The following is a 22614-nucleotide window of genomic DNA, read 5'->3' as shown; positions in this document are numbered from 1 at the left end:
TGGGTTCTCCTATCAAGAATTTCTCCATAATCATTTCGTGGTTGTAAAATAAAATTCCCCTAGAAGTTCCTTCGATTGATAACTGCTTGGTGAAAGCTCTCTTTCAATAAAAGCTTTAATTTCCGACTTTTCAATATCATACATAACTTCAATTTCTTTAGAAAATAGCAGCTTTTCTTTTTCAAGCAAGTTAGAAAGGGATGGCTGTTTTTTGGGTTGTATTTCTTCCGTATTTAGAATTTGCTTTAGGCCATCAACATAGGACTCTAACGGACGGCTACCCGTAATTTTTACTCCTTTATTTTCCTCATTCATGATAACAATCGTCGGGAAACCTCTAACCCCAAGGCTTCTGGAGAGACTGAAATCTTCATTCAATAATGGTTGGCCTGTTTGTTGCTCAGCGTCTCTTACAATCGCTTCTCCATTAAGTCCAAGCTGATTGACGATGTCTATCATGATCGATTCATCCGCAATGTTTCGATTAAATGCGAACAGAGCTTCCCGTGATCGTCTTAAGTAATCATAGGCTAATTCATCGTTATAAATTTTTTGAATCACTTTAAAAACACGAGAAGGCGGGAAGGAGGATTGAACCGGATTGTCGAGCATCAGTGAACCGTCTATCGGCATGCGCGAATGTTGTCCAACCTCTCTCCAATGGCCGAAGACGTCAGCAGGTCCCGATATTCCGTTACGTGGGTCGACAGGCTTATCACTCCATTTTTCCAGCAATCCGCCCATAACCGTATGAAAGTTGAAATAATGTCCGTACTGCTCCTTAAACCGGCGAAGAACAGGATCAAGCGCCCAGCAGTGAGAGCAAATGGGATCCGTTACATAATAAAGCTCTATGGATTTATGTGGCTGCCCCAAATCGATCATTTCTATTTCATCTTCACCTGCAACTCCGCATACGCCCGTTTCTAAATCACAAATCATTTGATTATCGTTCGCCATTTTGTTTCCCCTCGCTGTGTTTAATAATTATATTCTAGCAACACAAAAAGTATCGGAACATCAATAGAACATTCTATTTGTCGTATATACAACACATTGATACAATTGTTTAAAAAGTTGGAGGTGCATGATATGACGCAATCCAAGACAGATCCCCGAGTTGTACGAACCCGCAAGTTAATCATGGACTCTTTTATTGAACTTTCAGGGAAAAAAGAATTCAAGGATATTACCGTTAAGGATATTACAACAGAGGCTAATATTAATCGCGCAACGTTCTATTATCACTTTGAAGATATATATGACTTGTTGAACAAGGTATTGTCGGAAGTTTTATTGATTAATTTGAATGCCATAGACTTCGAGAAGCGAATTAAATGAAGCATCAATAATTGATATCTTTGTGGCCGTAACGGATTTTCAGAAATCGTTATCTAGTCGGTGTCATAGAGGATACGATGAGACCATAGCCCGTATTATTAGGGAACAGCTTGAAATCATTTTCTACGGAATGTTGCAAAAGCAACATTCCGTAGAAAATGATAAATCTCCGAGAGTTACTGCTATCATTTTAAGTTGGGGCGTTTATGGCGCTTCCGTGGAGTGGAGGAGAAATAGTAAGGAATTACTGCCGGAGGAATTTATTAAGCCGGCCATTCCTTTTCTGATGTCTGGGATTAAACATGTATGAGACCTTGTTGCCTCATGCTTCCCACGGGAGGAAGCATGAGGCAAGCCCGGGGATGAGATGCAGCGATGGCATTCAACTATTCCTCAAAACCTCCATCCTCTCCTGCAAACCTTCCAAAACCTTGTTTGGCACCTCCCTAACCTTGATATCTTCACCTAGAAAAAGCAGCCAATTTGTTATTTCAGTCAATTCCTCCGCATGATGAACATTTATGAAAGTTTTTAGAATAGCCGTAGTTTGATAAGGATTCGTATAGGAAATGGAAATTTTTAAGGGATGGTACTTTTTAAACTGGGCAATCGCCTTTGGACCAAGTTCGAGGATGAGGTTAATCGTTTCTTCCTGCTTGCTTAGTTGTTCTACAATCTTTTTCTTGCTTATTCTTTTTTTCATGGGGTATGGTTTGACATCGGTGAGGTTGTCGACTGGAATAATCCGCCTCTTTTCCTCCACTAGATCGAAGCCTTCAATTTGCCAAGAGTTTTTTTCACGAAATAGGCGCATGAGATAGATAGGATAAGATTTTATTTCCCTACCTTCTTCAACGGTAACCACTAAGTAGCAGTCCATAAGAAGGTTTTGGATGAGTTGTTCCAGCATGGGATGGGGCAGATCCGATAGATCAAGCAGGTCAGGATTGTGGGGGTTGGTACCTTCGAAGAGCAAGATTTGATTTAACAGAACAAGATCATCTTGCTGGTTTTGAGAGATGAGACCGAGCAATTTTTCAGCTAAAGAGTGGCGGCTCTTGAGATACGGGAGTTGCAGATTTCGTGTGGCCATGAAGGCGATAAAAAGAGCCTTAATCTCATTGTCGGTAAAGCGGACAGTGGGCAGCACGGAGTTGTTCATCACAAAATAACCCCCGTCCCTCCCGACTTCGGCGACTAGAGGCATTCCCATTGCTTCGATTTCCCTAATATCTCTAATCGCCGTCGAACGGGAGATATTAAACTCCTGCATGATTTCCGAAATGGTAAAATGGGCGCGGTTGTTGATGTACCGCATAATGATGTTAATCCGTTCCACTTTTTTCATTGGGCCCTCTAAACAGTGTCATATTTTGACATGATTTATGTTTATTATAAACCCATCAGGTAACGAGATCAAAGGAGGAATGGAAATGAGTACGATTAAATGGGTAATGAAAACAACGTCTGCCGTCTGCCCATTTATGGCCGCTAAACAGTATCACGTTTTGACATGATTTATGATTATAATAGACCTATCAAGTAAACAAAAAAAGGAGTGTTGATTATGACCATGTATACCCTTGAGGAAAAAGACAGCTTTATCGTACTTGGTATTGGAACGGAACTGAAGAGCGATTACACGGATTATGCCGGCATGAACAAGGAGAAGGAAAACTTCTGGCAGGCAGTGGAGCAGGATGGAAGGCTTGACTCGTTAAAGGCCATTGCTGCGAACGACTACATCTTTGCTGTAAACGAAGCTGTAAATCACAAGATGATGTATTATGCGGGTGTTATGACAGAAGGAACGGTAGCGGAAGAACATAGAGTCATTCAATTCCCGAAGGGGCAATACCTCGTCGTTAAAGGTGAAGGGAATACAGCCGAAGAGATGAGCAATAAGCTTACCGGCATTGCCTTTGGCCAAGCCTTACCAGAAGCCCGAAATTTCGCTTATGTTGGCGGACCCAATGCAACGGTCGAGATGGGGCAGAGGGACGGCTTCGTATATGGGGAAATGTGGATTCCTGTTGTTAGGAAATAAACGAGCTCACAAAACCATTAGGAGGGATGAGAATGTCCTATATCGTTGACTTTAAAAATGTGTCTACGGTTGGTCTGGAATCTTCACCGGTAGCAGAAGCGCTTGCGGGACTGCGTGCGAATGAAGGCCGTTACTTTATGAACAAATATAAGCATGAATTTACGGTTGTACCAGCCAGCGAGAGCCAGGAGACGCTTGAATACGTACATCGAATTTTGAAAGAAGAACGTGATATCGAGTTTGCGGCCAAACCTTTAGAGACGTCGCAGCTTCAAGTGGAAAATATTAAATGGACCTTCGTCTTTTATGAGGATGGTCTAGCGGTTAACGTCTTGTATACGGTTGATGACCCTAAGAAACGGGCCGTTGGTTTTAAGCTATCCGAGGGGATGGAAGTGCCTAGGGAGTTGGAAGAGAAGAAGTTTAAATTTGCTAGACAGAAGTCCAAGTTGGCCGGGACAATTCGAGGTACGTTCTTTGTCATCAAAAGAGAATACTGAAGCAAACAACACTTAGAATGAAGCGACCACTTCTGTGCGTTCGATAAGCCCTTGCTCCCTGAGCAGGGGCTTATTGAAATAGATGACCAGCGACTTACGAACAATTTATTCTTTAGGCGTATTCATTCCGCATCACGGGCGAACAATAGAATTGGAAAATTCACCATGAGATGCGATGGGAATACGAAAGGAATAGGTTGTTTATGTGGAGTCAAATGAGGGATTGGATCAATAAGCGGTCGCCTGCCCAAGTGATTACCGGGTATTATTTAGTGGCAGTTATCGTATCGATTTTATTGTTCAGTATCCCGGCTGTTCGTAAACCTGGCGTTACCGTTACTTTTTTCGACACCGTCTTTACGGCCGTCAGTATCGTAAGCGATACAGGACTCGGCGTATTTAATGTTGCGGAAACCTATAGCGTATTCGGATATTTCGTCATTATACTCGTATTGCAATTCGGGGGTATCGGCATTATGGCGATGAGCACGTTTTTCTGGCTCCTGTTTGGCAGGAAAATCGGATTGCGCGAGCGCCGTCTGATCATGGTGGATAATAATCAGTTCGCTATATCGGGACTCGTCAAATTGGTTAAAGACATTTTGATCATTACCCTTCTGACAGAGCTCGTGGGGGCGCTCATCTTTGGATTTCGTTTCTTAAACTATTATGACACCTGGGAGGAAGCGTTTGTTCAGGGTTTGTTTGCGGCAGTCAGCGCTACGACGAACGCCGGAATGGATATTACCGGCCAATCGCTTCTGCCTTACGCGCACGACTACTTTGTGCAGCTCGTTACGATGGCGCTCATCGTGTTCGGGGCAATCGGATTTCCCGTGCTGATCGAGGTAAAGGCGTATATTTCCCACAAGCGGAGGAGGCTTGCAAACCGATTCCAATTTACGCTATTCACGAAGATAACGACATCCACGTACGGCATTCTCCTTGTTATAGGGGCTCTTCTTATTTGGCTGATGGAAAACCATCATTATTTTAGGGGCATGCCATGGCATGAAAGCTTATTCTATGCCTTGTTCCAATCGACAACGACAAGAAGCGCCGGGCTTACGACAATGGATATTAACGACTTCACAATGCCGACTCTGCTGCTTATGAGCGTCTATATGTTTATCGGGGGATCGCCTAATTCCGTGGGCGGGGGTATTCGTACGACAACCTTCGCTTTAAACATATTGTTTATTTATCACTTTGCAAAAGGAAACCGCTCCATCCGAGTATTTAATCGGGAGCTTCATCCGGACGATATATTGAAGTCGCTTGCGATCTCGTTGCTCGCGATTGTCCTATGTTGCTTATCGGTGATCACGATTTGCATGACCGACAGGCAGCATCCGCTTATTGCGATTGTGCTGGAGGTTTGCTCCGCCTTCGGCACGGTAGGCTTGTCTACGGGAATTACTCCGGAGCTCAGTATACTTGCGCAAGCCATTCTGATGCTTCTGATGTTTATCGGAAGAATCGGCTTAACGACCTGCTTATATTTCATTGGCGGCGGCCTAAACGATGCAAAGTTCCACTATCCTGTTGAGAGGGTAATGACGGGTTAAAGAAAAGGCCATCCCGCAAAGGATGGCCTTAAGCTTGTCGGTACAGACTTATGCGGTAGGATGGGGTACGCAGATGTCTCTTATGGCGTTCATTAATAATAACGCTGCCTTTCCCAGGAGGTTTTTATCTTTATAAACGATGCCAACGCCGAGGACGGGGTTCAGGTCGATGAAGGGTCTGATGACCGAGGAGCCCTCGAGTTCCAGGCCGCTGTAAATCGGAACGATGCCTACGCCAAATTCTGCCTTGACCATTTGTTGAATCACAAAGAAACTGCCAACCTCGATGCACGGGAAAACGTTCTGATCGGTAGGACAAAACGCCCTTTCCCAAAGCTCCCTATAGACACAAGTCGGTTCTTTGACCAAAACCGTTAACCCTGCTAGGTCGCTCGCCGTAATGCTTTCTTGGTCGGCCAGAGGATGATCCACATGTAACATAACTCCTAATCGTTCCTCGATCAGCGGCTCAAACTCCAGCATGAGATTCGCGGGCGGAGCCGAGCATATGCCGAAGTCCAGTTCGCCGGCTCGAACCCTGTCCATGATCGATTTGCTGCCGCCCACTTCCATCGTTAAATCCACTTTCGGACGAGTCTTGCAAAAGTCGGCTATAACGGTCGCCAGCTTCTGGCTTGCGATAGGTTCGATGGCGGCGAAACGAACCGATCCGTCATCACCGGCCGCGATATCGGAGACGGTCTGCCTCATGGAACCGACAGACTTCAGCAAAGACGAGGCCTCATGATGGAGCCATCGGCCGGCTTCGGTCACACTCACGCGCTTGCCGTCGCGCGCGAATAAAGAAACGCCAAGATCAGCTTCGAGGCGCTGAATCTGGAGAGTTACCGTAGAAGGAGCATATTGAAGTTCCTCGGCTGCTTTCTGAAAATGGCCAAGACGCACGCAAGCTTCGAAGGTTTTTAATGCTCGAAGATCCATTGTCATCACCTTTGGTTTAATAATTATGAACAATTCATTCATATAATTCAATTTTACAAAACATTCCCTCGAATGTACACTTGGGACAGCAAATGATTTGGGGAGAGGATGGAGCAATGGGGACGAGGTCGGCATTCAACGGGGTTACTTTGTGGGCATCACTTTTATTTGTCGTCATTCTTGGTTTTTCTCGACTCTCCTATGGCATGTTTTTGCCGGGGATCCAGAGGGAGATCGGAGGAAGCTACAGTCAACTGGGCCTATTAGGCACGGTCAACTTTATTGGTTATTTGATCGGAACCTTATGTCTATCGCCTCTGATCTCGCGGTTCCCGGATCGAAAGCCTGTCATTAATCGAGTGACCTGTTTCCTGCTCGGATTGGCTATGATTGGCTCGGCATTTAGTGATCATTTCGCTGAGCTCGGGTTATGGCGGTTCGTAATTGGCTTATTATCGGCCATCGCCACCGTGTTAGTCCTGTCTATTGCAATGGATGCCGTCCGACCGGCGGAAAGAGGAGTGGCGTCGGGTCTAATATGGCTGGGCGGTTCCGCCGGGATTCTAGTGACGGGTTTATTCGCCCCCTTCACCATAGACCCTTCACACTTGGAGGGCTGGCGGTATGCTTGGACGGCCATGGGCGTGATTGGCGTCATCGCCGCATTCGGTTTTGAGTTCGTTACAGGGAAGCGGGGATACGCATCAATACGCTCGAGCGCGGAATCGGATCCGCAAGACCAAGAACGCGTGAATGTGTTCCGTCTCTTGTTGAATCCGAAGAAGCTTTTGTTCTTAATCGGTTCTTATTTCTTCTTTGGCGCTGGATACATCATCTATTTCACGTATTTGATTCCCTACTTGGTGAGCAAAGGCATCCCGTCTCTCTATGCCGGATTGATCTGGTCTGGTATAGGCTTTGCGGGCTTATTTAACGGATGGATCGGAGGGAAGGCCATCGACCGCTGGCCGAGTGGATATACGCTTGCGTCGGGGTTAACATTGGGGACGATCGGTGTGATTGGCGTAACCACCAACAATATGATTTTTACGGCATTGGGTGCGGTTACGATTGGGCTGGTCTCCTTTATTACCCCTCCGCTGATGACGACCGCGCTTCTTCGGCGTCATGTCCCTCAACACGTTTATGCGGCATGCCTAAGCTTAGCCACTGCTTTTTTTGCTTCCGGGCAGATTATGGGGCCCATCGTTGGCGGCGTTGCGGTTGGAAGGTACGGTTTGCAATTCGGCGTCGCATCCAGCGCGTTCTTTATGGCGATAGCCGCTGTGCTGGCTGGTGTGTATGGACATCGACAACGACAACTCGAAAGCCAAGATGTTGCTCAGGAAATTAAAGTTGAACAAAGAGGAGAGACGACAAAATGTTGAATTCCGGTCATAACGGTTCGGCAATAAGGAAATTTTTTTACTCCGATAATATTCGGCTGTCTTATCTAGATTTTGGCGGGGATAACGAACGAGTGCTCGTGATGTTGCATGGGTATATGGCTAATGCAAGATCATTCTCGGAGCTGGCTGTGCGGTTCAAAGATTGGCGGGTTATTGCAATGGATCAACGAGGGCATGGTTGGAGCGACCATCCTCCTGGGAAGGAATACGCAAGAGAGGATTACGTCGATGACATTCTGAATCTGATTCAGTCAGAGCTTGGAGGGCAGCCGGTCACGATTCTGGGGCACTCCTTGGGCGGGTTGAATGGTTATCAGTTCGCGGCTCGTTATCCGGAATTGGTCAAAGCCGTTATCGTGGAGGATATCGGAGCGGAGATTAATGCCGACTTCTCCTTTGCCGACAAGCTTCCCTTCCGCTGTTCTTCCTTAAAGGAGCTGAGAGAATCGCTTGCAAGCGTAGGGCTCCGGGCGATCGATTATTTCGCCGAAAGCGTATTGGAGGATGAACACGGCTGGGGATTCCGAACGGATCTGAAGGGACTGCAAGTATCCGTTCCTAAGTCCAACGGCATATGGTGGGATGATTGGCTCGGCTCGAGATGCCCAATCCTGCTTATTCATGGCGGTAAAAGCTTCATTCTGGATACCGAGCAAGCAAGACGAATGGAAGAGCGAAGACCTGGCACCAAGCTCATCGTGTTCGAACAATGCGGCCACGGTGTCCACTCCGAGGATTTGAACGGATATTATCACGCAGTGAACGATTTTCTAATAGAACTAAATTAAGGGGAGGATAGGGTCCTTCCCAAGGGAGGGGGTCACATTAGGAGTGACGCCCCTGCATGGAACTACTACTATTCCACTTCGATGGCTTTTACCGTTTCGCCCTCGATTAATACGGGCTGGTAGTAGGTGGTGGTGGGCAAGTCTTTTTTGCCTTGTAGATTTTTAATGACCCAGTCCGCTGCGTCGCGTCCCATTTGTTCTTGGGGGTGCGTTAACGTCGTGAGCTGGATATTCGCGTTTTTGGCGATATAGGAATTGTCTTGGCCAATGATGGATAGCTCGTCCGGAATGGAAATGCCCAGTTTTCTGCAGACATGTACGACTTCCAAGCCTACCTCGTCGTTGTAACACACAAGCGCAGTCAATTCCTCCCGATTGTCGCTCAGATACACTTCCAAGTTAGCGGACAAATCCGGCTTCGTCTCCGTATCGAAAGAAAGCACATGCTCTTGCTGGAACCGTAATTTGGCTTCTCCAAGAGCTTTGATAAATCCCTTCATTCTAAACTTGCCCTGTAAATCGTCCATTTTCGCGATGATGCCGATCTGGGTATGTCCTTTGGCAATCAGCTCTCGGGTTGCAAGATAGCTGGACTGCACGTCATCCAGACAGAAGAAAGGAACTTCCAATTCTTCATAATAGGCATTGATCATCGTGAAAGGAACCTCTTGTTCCTTAAAAGACAGGTAATAAGCAATATTGGGGTTATATACATTGCTTCTGGTAGGTTCAATAATCAGTCCATCCACGCCGTAGGACAACATCATTTCCAACGCCTTTTTTTCCTGGGCGATATTATTATTCGTACTGGCTAACAGCAAGGAATAGTTATCTTCATTTAATCGGCTTTCAATGCCGCGGATAATGGAGGGGAAGATGTAATCCGAGATATATGTCGTGATGACGCCGATCGTTTTATTCGTGGCCTTCGCGCCCGTTCTAGAACGGTATTGGCTGCTGACGTACGTGCCGGAACCCCTCTCGCTTCGCAAGAACCCCTCGTTTTGCAACTCGAGCAAAGCTTTTCGAACCGTCTGCCGGCTAACGTTATAGCTCTCCTGCAAAGCAAGCTCCGAAGGGATTTTCTCTCCTGCTTTGTACGTTCCAGAGAGGATATCGCTTTTGATATCTTCAATAATGAGCTGGTACTTCGGCTTCATCTATTTCACTTCTTTCATTATTGGCTAAAAAGTTGTACGTACATATTCTAGCATGAATTGCCTAGAATGCAAATACAATGGCCTCAATTGCGATTTCAATGGTACAAGTTCCGTGCATGATCTGAGGAATCGACCATGATTAGGCTAGTAAAGGCGGGACAGTGACTCATGTTAGTATAACTATTAGACTATATTGACAAATGTACGTACAGAAAATATACTAAGGCTGTCAGTGAGAGAAAGCGCCTTCTTCCGGTCGAAGATAGCGATAGGAGCGGGGTCATATCGTGTAAACCGCGAACAGAGAGGGGATATATGTGATCATGAATCATGTAGACTTGAAAGAAGCGATAACCGAGGGTGAAACTTCGCTCGGTATCGAATTCGGATCTACGCGGATCAAAGCGGTGCTAATCGATCGTCGTTTCGAGACGATCGCATCGGGAAGCTTTGAGTGGGAAAATCGTTTGAAAGACGGATATTGGACATACAATCAGGAAGATATTATTACAGGCCTCCAAACCGCTTATCGCGAAGTGAAGCAGAAAGTACAACAAAAATACGGAGTTACCCTTCAGACCGTCGGATCAATCGGGTTTTCCGCTATGATGCACGGCTATATGGCATTCGATAGCACAGGTGAACTGCTGGTACCATTCCGGACTTGGCGCAATGCAACGACCGGCGCGGCAGCAAGAGAACTAACGGACTTGTTCCAATTCAATGTTCCCGAGCGATGGAGTATCGCCCATTTGTATCAAGCGATATTAAACCAAGAGGAGCATGTGCCTCGCATTGATTTCGTGACGACGCTGGCTGGCTATATCCACTGGCTGCTGACTGGCAATAAAGTAATTGGCATTGGAGATGCTTCCGGCATTTTCCCTATAGATGAGTCAACCCATAATTACCATCCAACGATGGTTAAGCAGTTCGATGAGTTAATCGCGGCGAAAGGTTATCCGTGGAAGCTTAACGATCTTCTTCCGAAAGTGAACCTATCCGGCGAGCAAGCTGGCGAGCTAACGGGGGCGGGAGCTGCCGTTCTGGACCCGGCAGGAGATCTGCAGTCCGGCATTCCGTTCTGTCCTCCTGAAGGCGATGCCGGCACAGGCATGGTAGCGACGAATAGCGTCAAGAAGCGTACGGGAAACATTTCCGTGGGAACTTCTGTTTTCGCAATGATCGTACTCGAGAAAGAATTGTCCAAGGTGTATCCGGAGATCGATATGGTCACGACGCCGGACGGCAGTCCGGTCGGCATGGTGCATGCGAACAACTGCTCCAGTGATCTGAACGCTTGGATGGGACTGTTCCGTGAATTTTCAGAAGCGATGGGTTTCAATGTGGATTCGGGCAAATTGTTCAGCGTGCTGCTGGGCAAATCTCTTGAAGCTGATCCGGACGGCGGCGGTTTGCTTAGCTATGGCTATCTCTCGGGCGAAAATATTACGGGATTGGATAAAGGCCGCCCGTTGTTCGTTCGTTCGCCGGAAAGCAACTTTAATCTGGCCAACTTCATGAGAACGCATCTATTCACGGCTTTCGGAGCGCTCAAGCTGGGCATGGACATTTTGACGGAAAACGAACAGGTGGCTATCGACAGCATCTTGGCTCACGGCGGACTCTTCAAAACCCCAGTGGTCGGACAAAAAGCGTTGGCCGCTGCACTGAACGTTCCGATCTCGGTTATGTCCACGGCCGGGGAAGGCGGGGCATGGGGCATGGCACTTCTTGCTTCGTACATGACGGGCAAGGATCAAGGGGAGAGCTTGTCGGACTTCCTCGAGCAGAAAGTGTTCAAAGATGCCGAAGGACAGGAGATTGCTCCTGACGCCACGGATGTACAAGGTTTCCAAACCTTTATCAAACGATATCAAGCGGGTCTTGCCATTGAACAAGCCGCTGTAGACCATCTGCTAGAGAACGGGAGGGACTAACGTTGTTAGAACAACTGAAAGAAGAGGTATACGAAGCGAATCTGGACTTGCCGAAGCACGGACTCGTGAAATTCACTTGGGGAAATGCGAGCGCCGTCGATCGGGATAGCGGCCTGTTCGTCATTAAACCGAGCGGAGTCAGCTATGAAAAGATGAAGCCGAGCGACATGGTCGTTGTAGATCTAGACGGCAAAGTGGTCGAGGGTGATATGAGACCTTCCTCCGATACTGCGACTCACGCCGTATTGTATAAGCATTATCCGCAAATTGGCGGCATTGTGCATACGCATTCGACTTGGGCAACCATCTGGGCGCAAGCGGGACTCGATGTACCCGTCATGGGAACGACGCATGCGGACACCTTCTATGGCGCCGTGCCTTGCGCGCGGTTCTTGAACCAAGAGGAAGTTGACCGTGGATACGAAGCGGAAACGGGTCACGTTATTATCGAAACGTTCGAGCAGCGCGGTTTGGATGTCATGGCGATACCAGCCGTCCTGCTTCAGGGACATGCGCCTTTCACTTGGGGGAAAGACGTGAAGTCGGCGGTCGTGAACAGCGTCGTGCTGGAGGAAGTGTGCAAAATGAATCTGTACGCGCGGCAATTGAACCATTTTGCCAAAGAGCTTCCGCAAGGCATTCTGGATAAGCACTACCTTCGCAAACACGGAAAAGACGCCTACTACGGGCAGAAGTAATAGCACTAGCCATTATAAAATACAGAAAAGAGGATGATTAAGATGTCAGTAACAGCAGCTAAACAATTTTGGTTCGTCGTAGGTTCGCAGCATCTGTACGGAGAAGAAGCGCTCGCTGAAGTAAAAGCTCATGCGCAGACGATGACGGACGCCTTGAATAATAGCGGGGTTCTCCCTTATCCGCTTGTCTTGCAAGATCTGGCGGTAAGCGCGGATAAAATTACAAGCATTATGAAAGAGGTCAACTATCGCGACGAAGTGGCGGGTGTCATCACGTGGATGCATACGTTCTCGCCTGCAAAAATGTGGATTCGCGGTACGAAATTGCTGCAGAAGCCTCTGCTTCACTTGGCCACCCAGTTCAATGAAAGCATTCCTTGGGCAACGATCGACATGGACTTCATGAACCTGAACCAAGCCGCTCACGGCGACCGCGAATACGGCTTCATCAATGCCCGCCTGAAGAAACAAAACAAAATCGTTGTAGGCTACTGGGAACGTGCGGAAGTGCAACAGCAAATTGCGGATTGGATGGACGTAGCGGTTGCTTATAACGAAAGCTTCAACATCAGAGTAGCTCGTTTCGGCGACAACATGCGCAACGTTGGCGTAACGGAAGGCGACAAGGTCGAGGCGCAAATTCAATTCGGTTGGACTGTCGACTACTATGGCATCGGCGATCTCGTACAATACGTGAATGGCGTTACGGAGCAGGAAATCGATGATCTGATGGGCCAGTATGCGGAGCTCTACGACTTCGATTACGGCACGAACAGCAAAGAAGCTTGGGAAGCAAGCGTCAGAGTTCAAGCAAGCTATGAAATCGCCTTGAAACGTTTCTTCGACGAGAAAGGTTATAATGCCTTCACGACAAACTTCGAAGACTTGCATGGCATGAAACAGCTTCCTGGTCTAGCCGTCCAACGTCTGATGGCGCAAGGCTACGGTTTCGCCGGCGAGGGCGACTGGAAGACGGCTGCGCTTGATCGCTTAATGAAAGTGATGAGCCGCAATCAAAACACGGGCTTTATGGAGGATTACACGTACGAGATGGCAGCCGGTCAAGAAGCTATCCTGCAGTCCCACATGCTCGAGGTAGATCCGTGTCTGGCAAGCAACAAGCCGAAAATTATCGTTTCCCCGCTCGGAATCGGCGATCGGGAAGATCCGGCACGTCTTGTATTCGACGGCAAAGCTGGCGAAGGCGTCGTAGTATCCATGGCTGACTTCGGCACTCATTATAAATTGCTGATCAACGAGGTTTCCGCATTCGAACCGACGGTTCCGGCTCCTAACCTTCCTGTCGCTCGCGTCCTATGGACGGTGAAGCCGAACTTCCAGGATGGCGTAAGAGCTTGGATCGAGAATGGCGGCGGCCACCATACGGTCGTTTCCTTGAACCTCACGACAGACCAAATCGTTACTTATGCCAAGCTGGTTAACTTGGAATACGTTGTAATAAAGTAATCTATAATTAAGGCTGAAAGACCGTTTCTTTCGTAAATGGGCGATTGTATCCCTATTTACGAAGAAACGGTTTTTTTTAGAATAATCTCATATGCAAGAAGGGTATTCGGATTATTCTTACTTGAATTTCACCAGTCAAAATTTTCTATTTAAGTCGTTTTTGGTATACTATTTGTAGATAAGAGGATTAATTTTGGAGCTGGAGGATGGAAATGTCCTATATCGTTGATTTTAAAGATGTGTCTACGGTTGGTTTAGAGTCTTCGCCTGTTGTAGAAGCGCTTGCTGGTTTACGTGCGAATGAAGCCCGTTACTTTATGACCAAATACAAGCATGAATTTACGGTTGTACCGGCTAGCAAAAGTCAGGAGAGCCTTGATTATGTGAACCGAGTTTTGAAGGAACGTGATATTACGTTTGCGGCCAAGCCTTTAGAAACGTCGCGTTTTCAAGTGAAAAATATTCAATTTACCTACGTCTTTTATGAGGACGGGCTTTCGGTCAATGTCATGTATACGGTGGATGACCCTAAGAAGCGGGCCGTTGGTTTTAAGCTTTCTGAAGGCATGGAGGTACCGCAGGAGTTGGAAGGGAAGTTTAAGTTTGCAAGGCAGAAGTCTAAATTAGCCGGAACCATTCGGGGTTCGTTTTTTGTGATTAAAGGGGAGTATTAGATAGCCGCCCTTTTTCAATGCTTGCACAACTAACCATTTTTTGCGCTTGCACCTTACGTTACGTCATGTTTTACAATGGAACTACCGGTACTTAGCTAGCACCAAAGAGTGGAGATGGTTCATGAAGAGAAATTGGAAGGTCGGAGATCTCGCCAAGTTGACGGGGCTTACCGTACGAACCTTGCGGTTTTATGATCAAATCGGATTGTTCTCTCCGTCCGGGCTAACGGAATCCGGCCACAGACTGTACAATGAACGGGACTTGTCGCGCTTGCACCAGATCTTATCATTGAAGGAGCTGGGCCTGTCGCTCGAGGAGATTAAGTCGGTTTTGGTTGGCGGGCAGTACAGTCCGCTTGAGATCGTAGACCTGCAGATCAACCAAATTAACGAACAAATCAAACAGCAGCAAAAACTTTTGGAGCAGCTCAGACATGTATCCAAGCTGATGCAGGGCAAGGCGGAACTAACGGTTGAAGATTTCACCGGCCTTCTGCAAGCGATGAAGACGGGATTTGACAAACCGATCCTAGAACGGCAAACGAGTTGGACGCGGCATTTGGACCTGTTGGGAGATTTTCTAGTTCAGGAAAACGGAATTCCGAAACATGAGGAGGATAATCAATGAACGAACGATTCGTCAAGCACGGCACTTTCGTCGTCGAGCGGACTTATGCCGCTTCGCCGGAGAAGGTTTATCAGGCCTGGGCCGATCCGATTGCCAAAGCCAAGTGGTTCTCGAAGCCGGATATCTTCGATTTCCGGGTTGGCGGGCGCGAGTACAGCAGCGGAGGGCCGCCCGAAGGACCGATCTTTACCTTCGACGCCTACTACCAGGAGCTTGTTCCCGAGCAGCGCATTGTTTACACGTACAGCTTGGATTCGGGGGACACGCGTATCTCCGTCTCGATTACAACGGTCGAGCTTATTAAGGTGGAGAGCGGTACGAAGCTGATTTTCACGGAGCAAGGGGCGTTCTTTGACGGGCACGATACGGCGGAAGTGCGGGAGCACGGTACAAATATCATGTTGGACGCACTAGGTAAAGCAGTGGATGGGGATGTAGAAGAGTGACTATAGGCGAAAATAAACTTATGGCCACACGCGAGTATGACGTTCCGCGGGAGCTCATGTTTCGGGCATGGACAACGCCCGATTGGTTAGCCCGATGGTGGGGGCCAAATGGCTTTACGAATACGTTTCACGAGTGCGAGATGAAACCGGGAGGCACGTGGCGGTACACGATGCACGGACCGGATGGCGTGGATTATCCCAACCATAACGTGTTTGTTGAGATCGTGCAGCCGGAGCGGATCGTGCTGGATCATCTATCCGGCCACGAATTTCGGGTGACGGCAACTTTCGAGGACCTTGAGGGCCGCACCAGGGTCACCTTCCGTCAACGTTTCAAAGAAAAAGAGGAGTTCGAACAAGCTAAGCCTTACTGCATAGAAGGCAATGAACAGAATCTTGACCGGCTTGGCAAGCTTCTGTCGGACTTGGCCTAATTATAAACATACGTGAGCGGAACGCAAAAAGCCTTAACCCTTCTAATGAAGCAGGGTTAAGGCTTTCGTTATTCATTAAGCTAGTCTTGTCTTGAAATCCTCATAGCCAAACTCTCGTACGACGCGGCAATTGCCGTCTTTGTCCTGCACGGCGATGGCCGGCAGCGGCATGCCGTTGAAGGTGTTGGTTTTGACCATGGAGTAGATCGCCATATCTCCAAACACGAGTCTATCGCCGTTCTTTAGAGGCTGATCGAAGGAATAGTCTCCGATGACATCGCCCGTCAGGCAGGTTGGACCGCCAAGCCGATAAGTGTAACGCTTCTCGCCTGCTTCGCCCGAACCGAAGAGCGGCGGACGATACGGCATTTCCAGAACATCCGGCATGTGACATGTCGCCGATGTGTCCACGATAGCGATCTCAATGCCGTTCTTATGGATATCCAGGACGGAGGTGACCATATAGCCCGCGTTAAGCGCGATGGCTTCTCCCGGTTCAAGGTAGACCTTCAAGCCGTACTTATCTTGCATTCGCCGAATGCAAGCCTCGAGTCGCGGGATATCGTAGTCTTCTCTTGTAATATGGTGACCGCCGCCAAAGTTGATCCATTCCATCTGCGGCAACCATTGCCCGAATTTTTCTTCGACCGCATTCAGCGTAGTCTCCAAAGCATCCGAGTTTTGTTGGCAAAGGGTATGGAAGTGCAGTCCCGAAACGCCCTCAAGCAGTTCAGGCCGGAAATTCTCAAGATTCACGCCGAATCTGGACCCTGGCGAACATGGATCATACATTTCATGTCCTTCTTGGGTCGAGCACTCCGGATTGATGCGAAGGCCCACTTTTCTGCCGGCTGCAAGAGCTTTCGCTTTATACTTCTCCAGCTGCGAGAAGGAGTTGAAAATAATATGGTCGCAAATGGTTATAATTTCGTCGATCTCGTCTTCACGATAGGCAGGGGCAAAGACGTGATTTTCTTTGCCCATTTCCTCGTGACCAAGCCGCGCTTCGTATAATCCGCTCGCGGTCGTGCCGCATAAATATTGTCCGATTAGGGGATACATCGCAGTCATTGAAAAAGCTTTTTGCGCCAGTATGATCTTAGCTCCCGTACGCTGCATGACGCCGTTCAAAATGGTTAGATTCTTCTCGATGAGCGCTTCATCGACTACGAAACAGGGTGTCGGTAATTCCTCGAACCGCATATTAACGAACAAGCTCCGGTTTTTTTGTATCTTCAGGCAATGCGTCAACTAGTACCGGGTTAAAGTCTTCTACCCATGGAAGTCCCCATTTGTTCAGTTCTTCCATGAATGGATCCGGATTGAACTCTTCAACATTGTATACGCCTGGTTTATTCCATTTGCCAGTCAAGACCATCGCCGCGCCGATCATGGCAGGTACGCCAGTTGTATAGGAGATAGCTTGGGAGCCCACTTCTCTATAGCACTCTTGGTGATCGCAAATATTGTAGACATAATAAGTTTTGTCTTGGCCGTCTTTTTTGCCTTTGAAGATGCAGCCGATGTTCGTTTTGCCAACCGTACGTGGTCCCAGGGAAGCTGGGTCCGGCAGGATAGCCTTAAGGAATTGAAGCGGAATGATTTGTTTTCCTTCGTATTCGATCGGCTCGATGGAAGTCATTCCTACGTTCTCAAGCGCCTTCAAGTGCATGAGATAGCTTTGGCCGAAAGTCATGAAGAAACGGATACGTTTCAGTCCAGGCATGTTTTGCGCAAGGGATTCAAGCTCTTCGTGGTAAAGCAAATACATATCTTTCTCGCCGACTTCAGCAAAGTTATAGCTGCGTTTGATTTCCATCGGTTTCGTTTCGATCCATTCGCCGTTTTCCCAGTAACGTCCGTTAGCGGATACTTCGCGGATGTTGATCTCCGGGTTGAAGTTCGTCGCGAACGGATAGCCGTGGTCGCCGCCGTTGCAGTCTAGAATATCGATATATTCGATTTCGTCAAAATAGTGCTTCAGCGCATAAGCGGAGAATACGCCAGTTACGCCTGGGTCGAAGCCGCTGCCGAGCAGAGCTGTGATTCCAGCTTGTTCAAAGCGCTCGCGGTAATCCCATTGCCATTTATATTCGAACTTCGCCGTATCTTCCGGCTCATAGTTAGCTGTATCCATATAGTGAGTCTTAGTAGCCAGGCAAGCATCCATGATCGTCAAATCTTGGTAAGGCAGAGCTAAGTTCATGACGATATCCGGTTTGACTTCGTTAATCAGAGCGATCAACTCGTCTACGTTGTTTGCATCGACCTGTGCTGTCGTAATTTTGGTTTTGCCGCCGTCCAATTTCGCTTTCAGTTCATCGCATTTGGACTTCGTACGGCTGGCAATACAAATTTCTTCGAATACTTCGCTGTTTTGAACGCATTTATGAATTGCTACTGCTGCTACGCCGCCGGCGCCAATGACTAGTGCTTTTCCCATTTTTCGATCTCCTGACCCAAGTAAATTTTTTTCGATTCTAAAAAAACCAACAAAAAAAGCAAGCGAAACACGCACCCATGCGCATCACACTTGCTTTGATATCGTCAAATAGTAAAAGTCATTTCCAATAAGCATGACCGGACAAAGCTCTTGCGCGCTCGTCAGTCAGCCATAAAACGTATCGTTTCATGGAAAGGCTCTACATATTCAAATATATCATGTTAGGATCAGAGTCTATATAGCAAATAATTACTTTTACCACTCTTATTGACCGTTTCACAAGTTGATGTGCATATGCACTTGGTTGTAAAGTAACCAACTTATAAAATTTGAGCTTTTAACTCAATCAATAAAGCAACGAAAGTTGCCAATCGGCATTTGACCCGGCTGTCCGTATGGCCTTAACTTCTTGGTGGAAGTGGTCAAAGATTATCTGCTTGGAAAGATCCTAGATACATTGAATATTAGCTTTCCAAAAATCATGCTCCTTCATAATAGCAGGATAGTGTTTCTGGAGCAATATAAATTTTTAGGAATCGCATATTTTTTTTCGCGATGTCTAAATCTAAATAAGATTGCAGCGCTTGACAGTCGTTCAAAGCATCTAATAAGATAGTTTTATGACTATCAAACAATCGACGGTGGACGACGACAAGCGGGCAAGAGTCTTCAAGGCGCTAGCCGAGAAGAAACGCATAGAGATGGTTCGGTACCTTCAGGCCGAACCCGACCGCAACAACTGCGGAGAGATCGCAAGGGCGATGGGGATGGATAAATCGAATGTCACCTACCATCTGAAAATAATGTATGAAGCTGATTTAATTCGGTTCGTGCGGGAAGGGCAGAACAAGAAGATTTTTTTGCGTAAGGAGCAGATTCAAACGATATTGCCGGGGTTCTTGGAAAGCCTATGATCAATGAGGATGACCGAGTTACCTTCTTTTTTGACCCGATAGTTAAAAAGTTTTAAAACTATTTAAACTTACCGTTCGTCCATGATTTACGACAGTTAAATCAATATGAGGGAAAGAGTGATCAAAGCTATGATGAACCGTAAAATCCTGTTGCGCTCCCGTCCGCAAGGCTGGCCGACGGATGAAAATTTTGAATTCCAAGAAGCGCCGTTGCCGCAGCCCGGAGAAGGCCAAGTGCTCATCCGAGCCATCTATTTATCTGTGGACCCTTATATGCGGGGGAGAATGAGCGCGGCTAAATCTTATGTCGAGCCTTATCGGATCGGGGAGGTTATCGAAGGTGGGGGAGTAGGTGAAGTTGTCGAGTCCCGTTCGGACAAGTTCAAGCCGGGCGACAAGGTATTGGGCATGCTCGGCTGGCAGCTGTACGGTGTAGAGGATGCGGATAAACTCCGTAAGATCGACGAGCGGATAGCTCCGATCTCAGCTTATCTCGGTGTTATCGGCATGACGGGGCTGACCGCTTACTTCGGCTTAATGGACATCGGTCGTCCGAAGGCCGGCGAGACCGTAGTCGTATCGGGCGCCGCGGGAGCGGTTGGCTCCATTGTCGGCCAGATCGCCAAGATTCAAGGCGCTCGGGTCGTGGGGATTGCAGGCTCCGACGATAAGACGGCTTGGCTGACGGAGCAGCTTGGTTTCGACGCCGCGATCAATTACAGGACGACTCCTAATCTGAAGGATGCTTTGGAGAAGGAATGCCCGCAAGGCGTAGACGTCTATTTCGACAACGTCGGAGGAGATATTACTGACGCGGTTATCAGCCAGTTGAACGATCATGCGCGTATTGCGTTGTGCGGCTCTATTTCCGCCTACAACGATTCGGAAGGTAAGGACATCGGCCCTCGGGTTCTAGTCAAACTAATCAAGACTCGTTCGCTTATGAAGGGTTTTGTCCTGGGGGATTACGCTGACCGTTTACCGGAGGGAGCGAAGATGCTCGGGCAATGGCTGTCCGATGGCAAGCTCAAATACGAAGAGACGGTTATCGAAGGATTCGATCGCATGCCCGAGGCACTACTCGAGCTCTTCAAAGGCACCAACATCGGCAAAATGCTCGTGAAGGTTGGGTAATAACATCCATGAGAAGTCTCTTTCTTGGAATTGGACATTAAGCAACACTAAACGCACCTCTTAGAATAGACATTGGAAAAACCGCGGGTTATTCCGATAATAGTTCTAGGGGTGCATTTTTTATGGCCACTTCAATAACAATTAAAGAGGGAATATCATGGAATGGAACGCAGGACCTATATATAGCGCAATTGTAATCGCATTGATTATACTTATTTATTCCAGAGAATACGGCGGTATACGAACCATTCAGAACAAGATGTTTCGAATCACCTTGACGACTACGATTGTTTCTATGATCAGCATATTAATTTCGGTAGCGTTAAATAGGGAGATGACCCGGTTCCCGCTATTCCTAGTCGAATTATTCAATGTGATGAGCAGAGTTTCAATGACGGTTATTGCGCCGCTCTTCTTTTATTACACGATTTCGATTATTTGGACGACTAAAGAAGTGTTTTTCAGGTGGATACGATTTACCGTTTGGGTTTATATCCTTTTTGCGCTGATGATTATGAGTTCGCCATTTTCAGGCATTATTTATACCATTTCGGATGACCACACCATTGAAAGAGGACCGTTGTATAACTTAATGTACGCTGCGCCTGCTTTCTATATTGTGCTGCTTCTCGTTTTATTGTTCTTTACGCGTCATAGACTTTCACGAAGTTTGAATCTTGTTATTTTATCATTTCCCGTGCTGTGCCTCATCTTCGTAACGATTGAATTTATTTATCCTAATTTGCTCATTTCGAGTACTGCAGCAACTGCATCGTTGGTGATTTCTTATTTGTACATTCAAAACAAAAAAATTCTGGAAGATGATTTAACAGGGACGATGAACCGGCGTGCATTCGTCAAAGTAGTAAGCATGCGTTTAGAGGATAAGAGTCCGTTTAAGATTATTGTTGTAAGCATAGACGAATTTAGAAGCATCAATAATCATTATGGCGAGCAGATCGGGGATCGCCTTCTGCAAGAAGTGGCTCATTATTTAATGAACGTGCAGCCCAATGCGCAAGTGTTCCGCCTCTCGGGTGATGAGTTTGCGCTATTAACAACGGTTACCGAGCAGCGGCAGCTTATTCGAACGCTTAGTAACCGGTTGTCTCAGCAGTGGGTCATAGAAGGAATGAATCTTTTTATTCGCGCTACGATTGCCGAGCTCAATATTCCGGAAGTGACGGATACGCTCGAGGATACGGTTCATGTGCTGGAATACAGTATTCGCGAGGAAAAATCACTTCACAAGAATAGTGTGATTACGATTAATAGTGACGCGTTAGACCGTATGCATCGCAAAAATAAAGTATACGAGTTTTTAAAACAAACGCTTGAAGGGCGAGAACTGGAGATTGTGTATCAGCCTATTTATCACGTTGAAACCGACAGTTATCCTGTGTTCGAAGCATTGGCAAGACTCACTTGCCCGGAACTTGGACCGATTTCTCCACTGGAATTCATTGCAATCGCGGAAGAGAAAGGACTTATTAACCAATTAGGCGAGGTTTTGCTGGAGCAAGTATGTAGAACGATCAGAAAGCTAGAGAGCAGCGGTACTCCGTTTCAGCATATTAATATTAATTTCTCGCCTATACAAATGATGAATGACAATATCGTTTCGGAAGTAGAACATGTGATTCGGAGAGAACAAGTAGATCCGTCTCGCATTCATCTGGAAATTACAGAAAGTGTAGTGATCGATAATTTTGACAAGATTAGCAACATTATGAATGGCTTCAATCGTCACGGTATACATTTTAGCCTTGATGATTATGGAACGGGTTATTCTAACTTGTCCAACATTATTCATTTACCTTTCAAGGGGATCAAGATCGATAAATCCTTGTTGTATCGGGCTTCGGATAGCCAGACTACTTTCGTCATCATTCAAGCTTTATCTCGCTCTTTCCAGCAAATCAATAAACATATTGTGATTGAAGGCGTTGAGACGGAGGAGCATATTAAGCTTGCTCGTGCGATTGGTTGCGACTACTTGCAAGGTTATTATTTCGCTAAGCCTATGACAACTGAGAATCTGATTGTTTTTTTGAAGAGTAAGGCTTCACACTTATAAACCA

Annotated in this window: 21 protein-coding genes and 1 pseudogene; 16 read left to right on the top strand and 6 right to left on the bottom strand. The window is 47.1% G+C overall.

The genetic code is table 11. The features are described 5' to 3' along the window. Positions 1-30 precede the first annotated feature (30 nt). Entirely contained in the window at positions 31-960 is a 930-nt protein-coding gene (locus AC0YN0_RS20835) for a DsbA family protein (RefSeq protein WP_475822970.1), read from the bottom strand. 132 nt (positions 961-1092) lie between these two features. On the opposite strand from AC0YN0_RS20835, the pseudogene AC0YN0_RS20830 reads away from it, so the two are divergent. Beyond that, positions 1093-1651, top strand: a pseudogene (locus AC0YN0_RS20830) (TetR/AcrR family transcriptional regulator). 72 nt (positions 1652-1723) lie between these two features. Here AC0YN0_RS20830 and AC0YN0_RS20825 read toward each other — a convergent pair. Then, the gene (locus tag AC0YN0_RS20825) at positions 1724-2689 is read right to left on the bottom strand and encodes a helix-turn-helix transcriptional regulator (RefSeq protein WP_475822969.1); all 966 of its coding nucleotides are present in this window, start codon (positions 2687-2689) and stop codon (positions 1724-1726) included. Between the two features lie 219 nt (positions 2690-2908). Here AC0YN0_RS20825 and AC0YN0_RS20820 point away from each other — a divergent pair, with 219 nt between their 5' ends. The 3 genes from AC0YN0_RS20820 (at position 2909) to AC0YN0_RS20810 (ending at position 5456) form a co-directional block, all read left to right on the top strand. Continuing rightward, on the top strand, positions 2909-3388 hold the full coding sequence (locus AC0YN0_RS20820; protein ID WP_475822968.1) for a GyrI-like domain-containing protein: 480 nt from the start codon (positions 2909-2911) through the stop codon (positions 3386-3388). A 32-nt stretch (positions 3389-3420) separates the two neighbouring features. Then, positions 3421-3888: a phage tail protein gene (locus AC0YN0_RS20815; RefSeq protein WP_475822967.1), complete on the top strand. Its 468-nt coding sequence runs from the start codon at positions 3421-3423 to the stop codon at positions 3886-3888. 203 nt (positions 3889-4091) lie between these two features. Next, positions 4092-5456 carry a TrkH family potassium uptake protein gene (locus tag AC0YN0_RS20810; RefSeq protein ID WP_475822966.1) on the top strand — a complete coding sequence of 455 codons (1365 nt, stop codon included), beginning with the start codon at positions 4092-4094 and terminating at the stop codon, positions 5454-5456. A 48-nt stretch (positions 5457-5504) separates the two neighbouring features. Here the strand turns inward: AC0YN0_RS20810 and AC0YN0_RS20805 are convergent, their stop codons facing one another. Beyond that, positions 5505-6398, bottom strand: coding sequence for a LysR family transcriptional regulator (locus AC0YN0_RS20805; protein WP_475822965.1), 894 nt, complete (start codon positions 6396-6398; stop codon positions 5505-5507). A gap of 116 nt (positions 6399-6514) precedes the next feature. On the opposite strand from AC0YN0_RS20805, the gene AC0YN0_RS20800 reads away from it, so the two are divergent. Together AC0YN0_RS20800 and AC0YN0_RS20795 are read left to right on the top strand one after the other, a co-directional pair. Beyond that, entirely contained in the window at positions 6515-7786 is a 1272-nt protein-coding gene (locus AC0YN0_RS20800) for a YbfB/YjiJ family MFS transporter (protein ID WP_475822964.1), read from the top strand. After that, entirely contained in the window at positions 7780-8595 is an 816-nt protein-coding gene (locus tag AC0YN0_RS20795; protein WP_475822963.1) for an alpha/beta fold hydrolase, read from the top strand. The genes AC0YN0_RS20800 and AC0YN0_RS20795 overlap by 7 nt, the downstream gene beginning before the upstream one ends. A gap of 68 nt (positions 8596-8663) precedes the next feature. On the opposite strand, the gene AC0YN0_RS20790 is transcribed toward AC0YN0_RS20795, so the two are convergent. After that, the gene (locus AC0YN0_RS20790) at positions 8664-9755 is read right to left on the bottom strand and encodes a substrate-binding domain-containing protein (protein ID WP_475822962.1); all 1092 of its coding nucleotides are present in this window, start codon (positions 9753-9755) and stop codon (positions 8664-8666) included. A gap of 323 nt (positions 9756-10078) precedes the next feature. On the opposite strand from AC0YN0_RS20790, the gene AC0YN0_RS20785 reads away from it, so the two are divergent. From AC0YN0_RS20785 to AC0YN0_RS20755, 7 genes are all read left to right on the top strand, one after another. Beyond that, entirely contained in the window at positions 10079-11695 is a 1617-nt protein-coding gene (locus tag AC0YN0_RS20785) for a xylulokinase (RefSeq protein WP_475822961.1), read from the top strand. 2 nt (positions 11696-11697) lie between these two features. Beyond that, on the top strand, positions 11698-12393 hold the full coding sequence (locus AC0YN0_RS20780; RefSeq protein WP_475822960.1) for an L-ribulose-5-phosphate 4-epimerase: 696 nt from the start codon (positions 11698-11700) through the stop codon (positions 12391-12393). Positions 12394-12435: 42 nt separating this feature from the next. Next, positions 12436-13860, top strand: a complete 1425-nt coding sequence (gene araA / locus AC0YN0_RS20775; protein ID WP_475822959.1) for an L-arabinose isomerase — start codon at positions 12436-12438, stop codon at positions 13858-13860. A 212-nt stretch (positions 13861-14072) separates the two neighbouring features. Further along, the gene (locus AC0YN0_RS20770; RefSeq protein WP_475822958.1) at positions 14073-14534 is read left to right on the top strand and encodes a phage tail protein; all 462 of its coding nucleotides are present in this window, start codon (positions 14073-14075) and stop codon (positions 14532-14534) included. 121 nt (positions 14535-14655) lie between these two features. Then, positions 14656-15162, top strand: coding sequence for a MerR family transcriptional regulator (locus AC0YN0_RS20765; RefSeq protein WP_475822957.1), 507 nt, complete (start codon positions 14656-14658; stop codon positions 15160-15162). Beyond that, the gene (locus AC0YN0_RS20760) at positions 15159-15608 is read left to right on the top strand and encodes an SRPBCC family protein (protein ID WP_475822956.1); all 450 of its coding nucleotides are present in this window, start codon (positions 15159-15161) and stop codon (positions 15606-15608) included. Before AC0YN0_RS20765 ends, AC0YN0_RS20760 begins: the two co-directional genes overlap by 4 nt. Then, the gene (locus AC0YN0_RS20755; protein WP_475822955.1) at positions 15605-16042 is read left to right on the top strand and encodes an SRPBCC family protein; all 438 of its coding nucleotides are present in this window, start codon (positions 15605-15607) and stop codon (positions 16040-16042) included. The genes AC0YN0_RS20760 and AC0YN0_RS20755 overlap by 4 nt, the downstream gene beginning before the upstream one ends. 75 nt (positions 16043-16117) lie before the next feature. Here AC0YN0_RS20755 and nspC read toward each other — a convergent pair whose 3' ends face one another. Both nspC and AC0YN0_RS20745 read right to left on the bottom strand, forming a co-directional pair. Then, entirely contained in the window at positions 16118-17245 is a 1128-nt protein-coding gene (gene nspC, locus AC0YN0_RS20750) for a carboxynorspermidine decarboxylase (RefSeq protein ID WP_475822954.1), read from the bottom strand. A 1-nt stretch (position 17246) separates the two neighbouring features. After that, entirely contained in the window at positions 17247-18485 is a 1239-nt protein-coding gene (locus tag AC0YN0_RS20745; protein WP_442049790.1) for a saccharopine dehydrogenase family protein, read from the bottom strand. A gap of 620 nt (positions 18486-19105) precedes the next feature. Here AC0YN0_RS20745 and AC0YN0_RS20740 point away from each other — a divergent pair. From AC0YN0_RS20740 to AC0YN0_RS20730, 3 genes are all read left to right on the top strand, one after another. Beyond that, positions 19106-19399 carry an ArsR/SmtB family transcription factor gene (locus tag AC0YN0_RS20740; RefSeq protein WP_475822953.1) on the top strand — a complete coding sequence of 98 codons (294 nt, stop codon included), beginning with the start codon at positions 19106-19108 and terminating at the stop codon, positions 19397-19399. Between the two features lie 129 nt (positions 19400-19528). Beyond that, complete coding sequence (locus AC0YN0_RS20735) at positions 19529-20533, top strand: NADP-dependent oxidoreductase (protein ID WP_475822952.1); 1005 nt, start codon at positions 19529-19531, stop codon at positions 20531-20533. A 157-nt stretch (positions 20534-20690) separates the two neighbouring features. Next, positions 20691-22610: a putative bifunctional diguanylate cyclase/phosphodiesterase gene (locus AC0YN0_RS20730; protein ID WP_475822951.1), complete on the top strand. Its 1920-nt coding sequence runs from the start codon at positions 20691-20693 to the stop codon at positions 22608-22610. Positions 22611-22614: the final 4 nt, after the last annotated feature.

It is taken from the genome of Paenibacillus sp. J22P218, assembly GCF_056269195.1.
This window is presented reverse-complemented; position numbering and strand designations above follow the sequence as displayed.

Bases quoted from the DNA above. Each gene is read 5' to 3' on its own strand.
- AC0YN0_RS20795 (WP_475822963.1), top strand. From the start codon at position 7,780: ATGTTGAATTCCGGTCATAACGGTTCGGCAATAAGGAAATTTTTTTAC.
- AC0YN0_RS20800 (WP_475822964.1), top strand. From the start codon at position 6,515: ATGGGGACGAGGTCGGCATTCAACGGGGTTACTTTGTGGGCATCACTT.
- AC0YN0_RS20805 (WP_475822965.1), bottom strand. From the start codon at position 6,398: ATGGATCTTCGAGCATTAAAAACCTTCGAAGCTTGCGTGCGTCTTGGC.
- AC0YN0_RS20785 (WP_475822961.1), top strand. From the start codon at position 10,079: ATGAATCATGTAGACTTGAAAGAAGCGATAACCGAGGGTGAAACTTCG.
- AC0YN0_RS20740 (WP_475822953.1), top strand. From the start codon at position 19,106: ATGACTATCAAACAATCGACGGTGGACGACGACAAGCGGGCAAGAGTC.
- AC0YN0_RS20735 (WP_475822952.1), top strand. From the start codon at position 19,529: ATGATGAACCGTAAAATCCTGTTGCGCTCCCGTCCGCAAGGCTGGCCG.
- AC0YN0_RS20790 (WP_475822962.1), bottom strand. From the start codon at position 9,755: ATGAAGCCGAAGTACCAGCTCATTATTGAAGATATCAAAAGCGATATC.
- nspC (WP_475822954.1), bottom strand. From the start codon at position 17,245: ATGCGGTTCGAGGAATTACCGACACCCTGTTTCGTAGTCGATGAAGCG.
- AC0YN0_RS20820 (WP_475822968.1), top strand. From the start codon at position 2,909: ATGACCATGTATACCCTTGAGGAAAAAGACAGCTTTATCGTACTTGGT.
- AC0YN0_RS20835 (WP_475822970.1), bottom strand. From the start codon at position 960: ATGGCGAACGATAATCAAATGATTTGTGATTTAGAAACGGGCGTATGC.
- AC0YN0_RS20810 (WP_475822966.1), top strand. From the start codon at position 4,092: ATGTGGAGTCAAATGAGGGATTGGATCAATAAGCGGTCGCCTGCCCAA.
- AC0YN0_RS20745 (WP_442049790.1), bottom strand. From the start codon at position 18,485: ATGGGAAAAGCACTAGTCATTGGCGCCGGCGGCGTAGCAGCAGTAGCA.
- AC0YN0_RS20770 (WP_475822958.1), top strand. From the start codon at position 14,073: ATGTCCTATATCGTTGATTTTAAAGATGTGTCTACGGTTGGTTTAGAG.
- AC0YN0_RS20765 (WP_475822957.1), top strand. From the start codon at position 14,656: ATGAAGAGAAATTGGAAGGTCGGAGATCTCGCCAAGTTGACGGGGCTT.
- AC0YN0_RS20825 (WP_475822969.1), bottom strand. From the start codon at position 2,689: ATGAAAAAAGTGGAACGGATTAACATCATTATGCGGTACATCAACAAC.
- AC0YN0_RS20760 (WP_475822956.1), top strand. From the start codon at position 15,159: ATGAACGAACGATTCGTCAAGCACGGCACTTTCGTCGTCGAGCGGACT.
- AC0YN0_RS20730 (WP_475822951.1), top strand. From the start codon at position 20,691: ATGGAATGGAACGCAGGACCTATATATAGCGCAATTGTAATCGCATTG.
- AC0YN0_RS20815 (WP_475822967.1), top strand. From the start codon at position 3,421: ATGTCCTATATCGTTGACTTTAAAAATGTGTCTACGGTTGGTCTGGAA.
- araA (WP_475822959.1), top strand. From the start codon at position 12,436: ATGTCAGTAACAGCAGCTAAACAATTTTGGTTCGTCGTAGGTTCGCAG.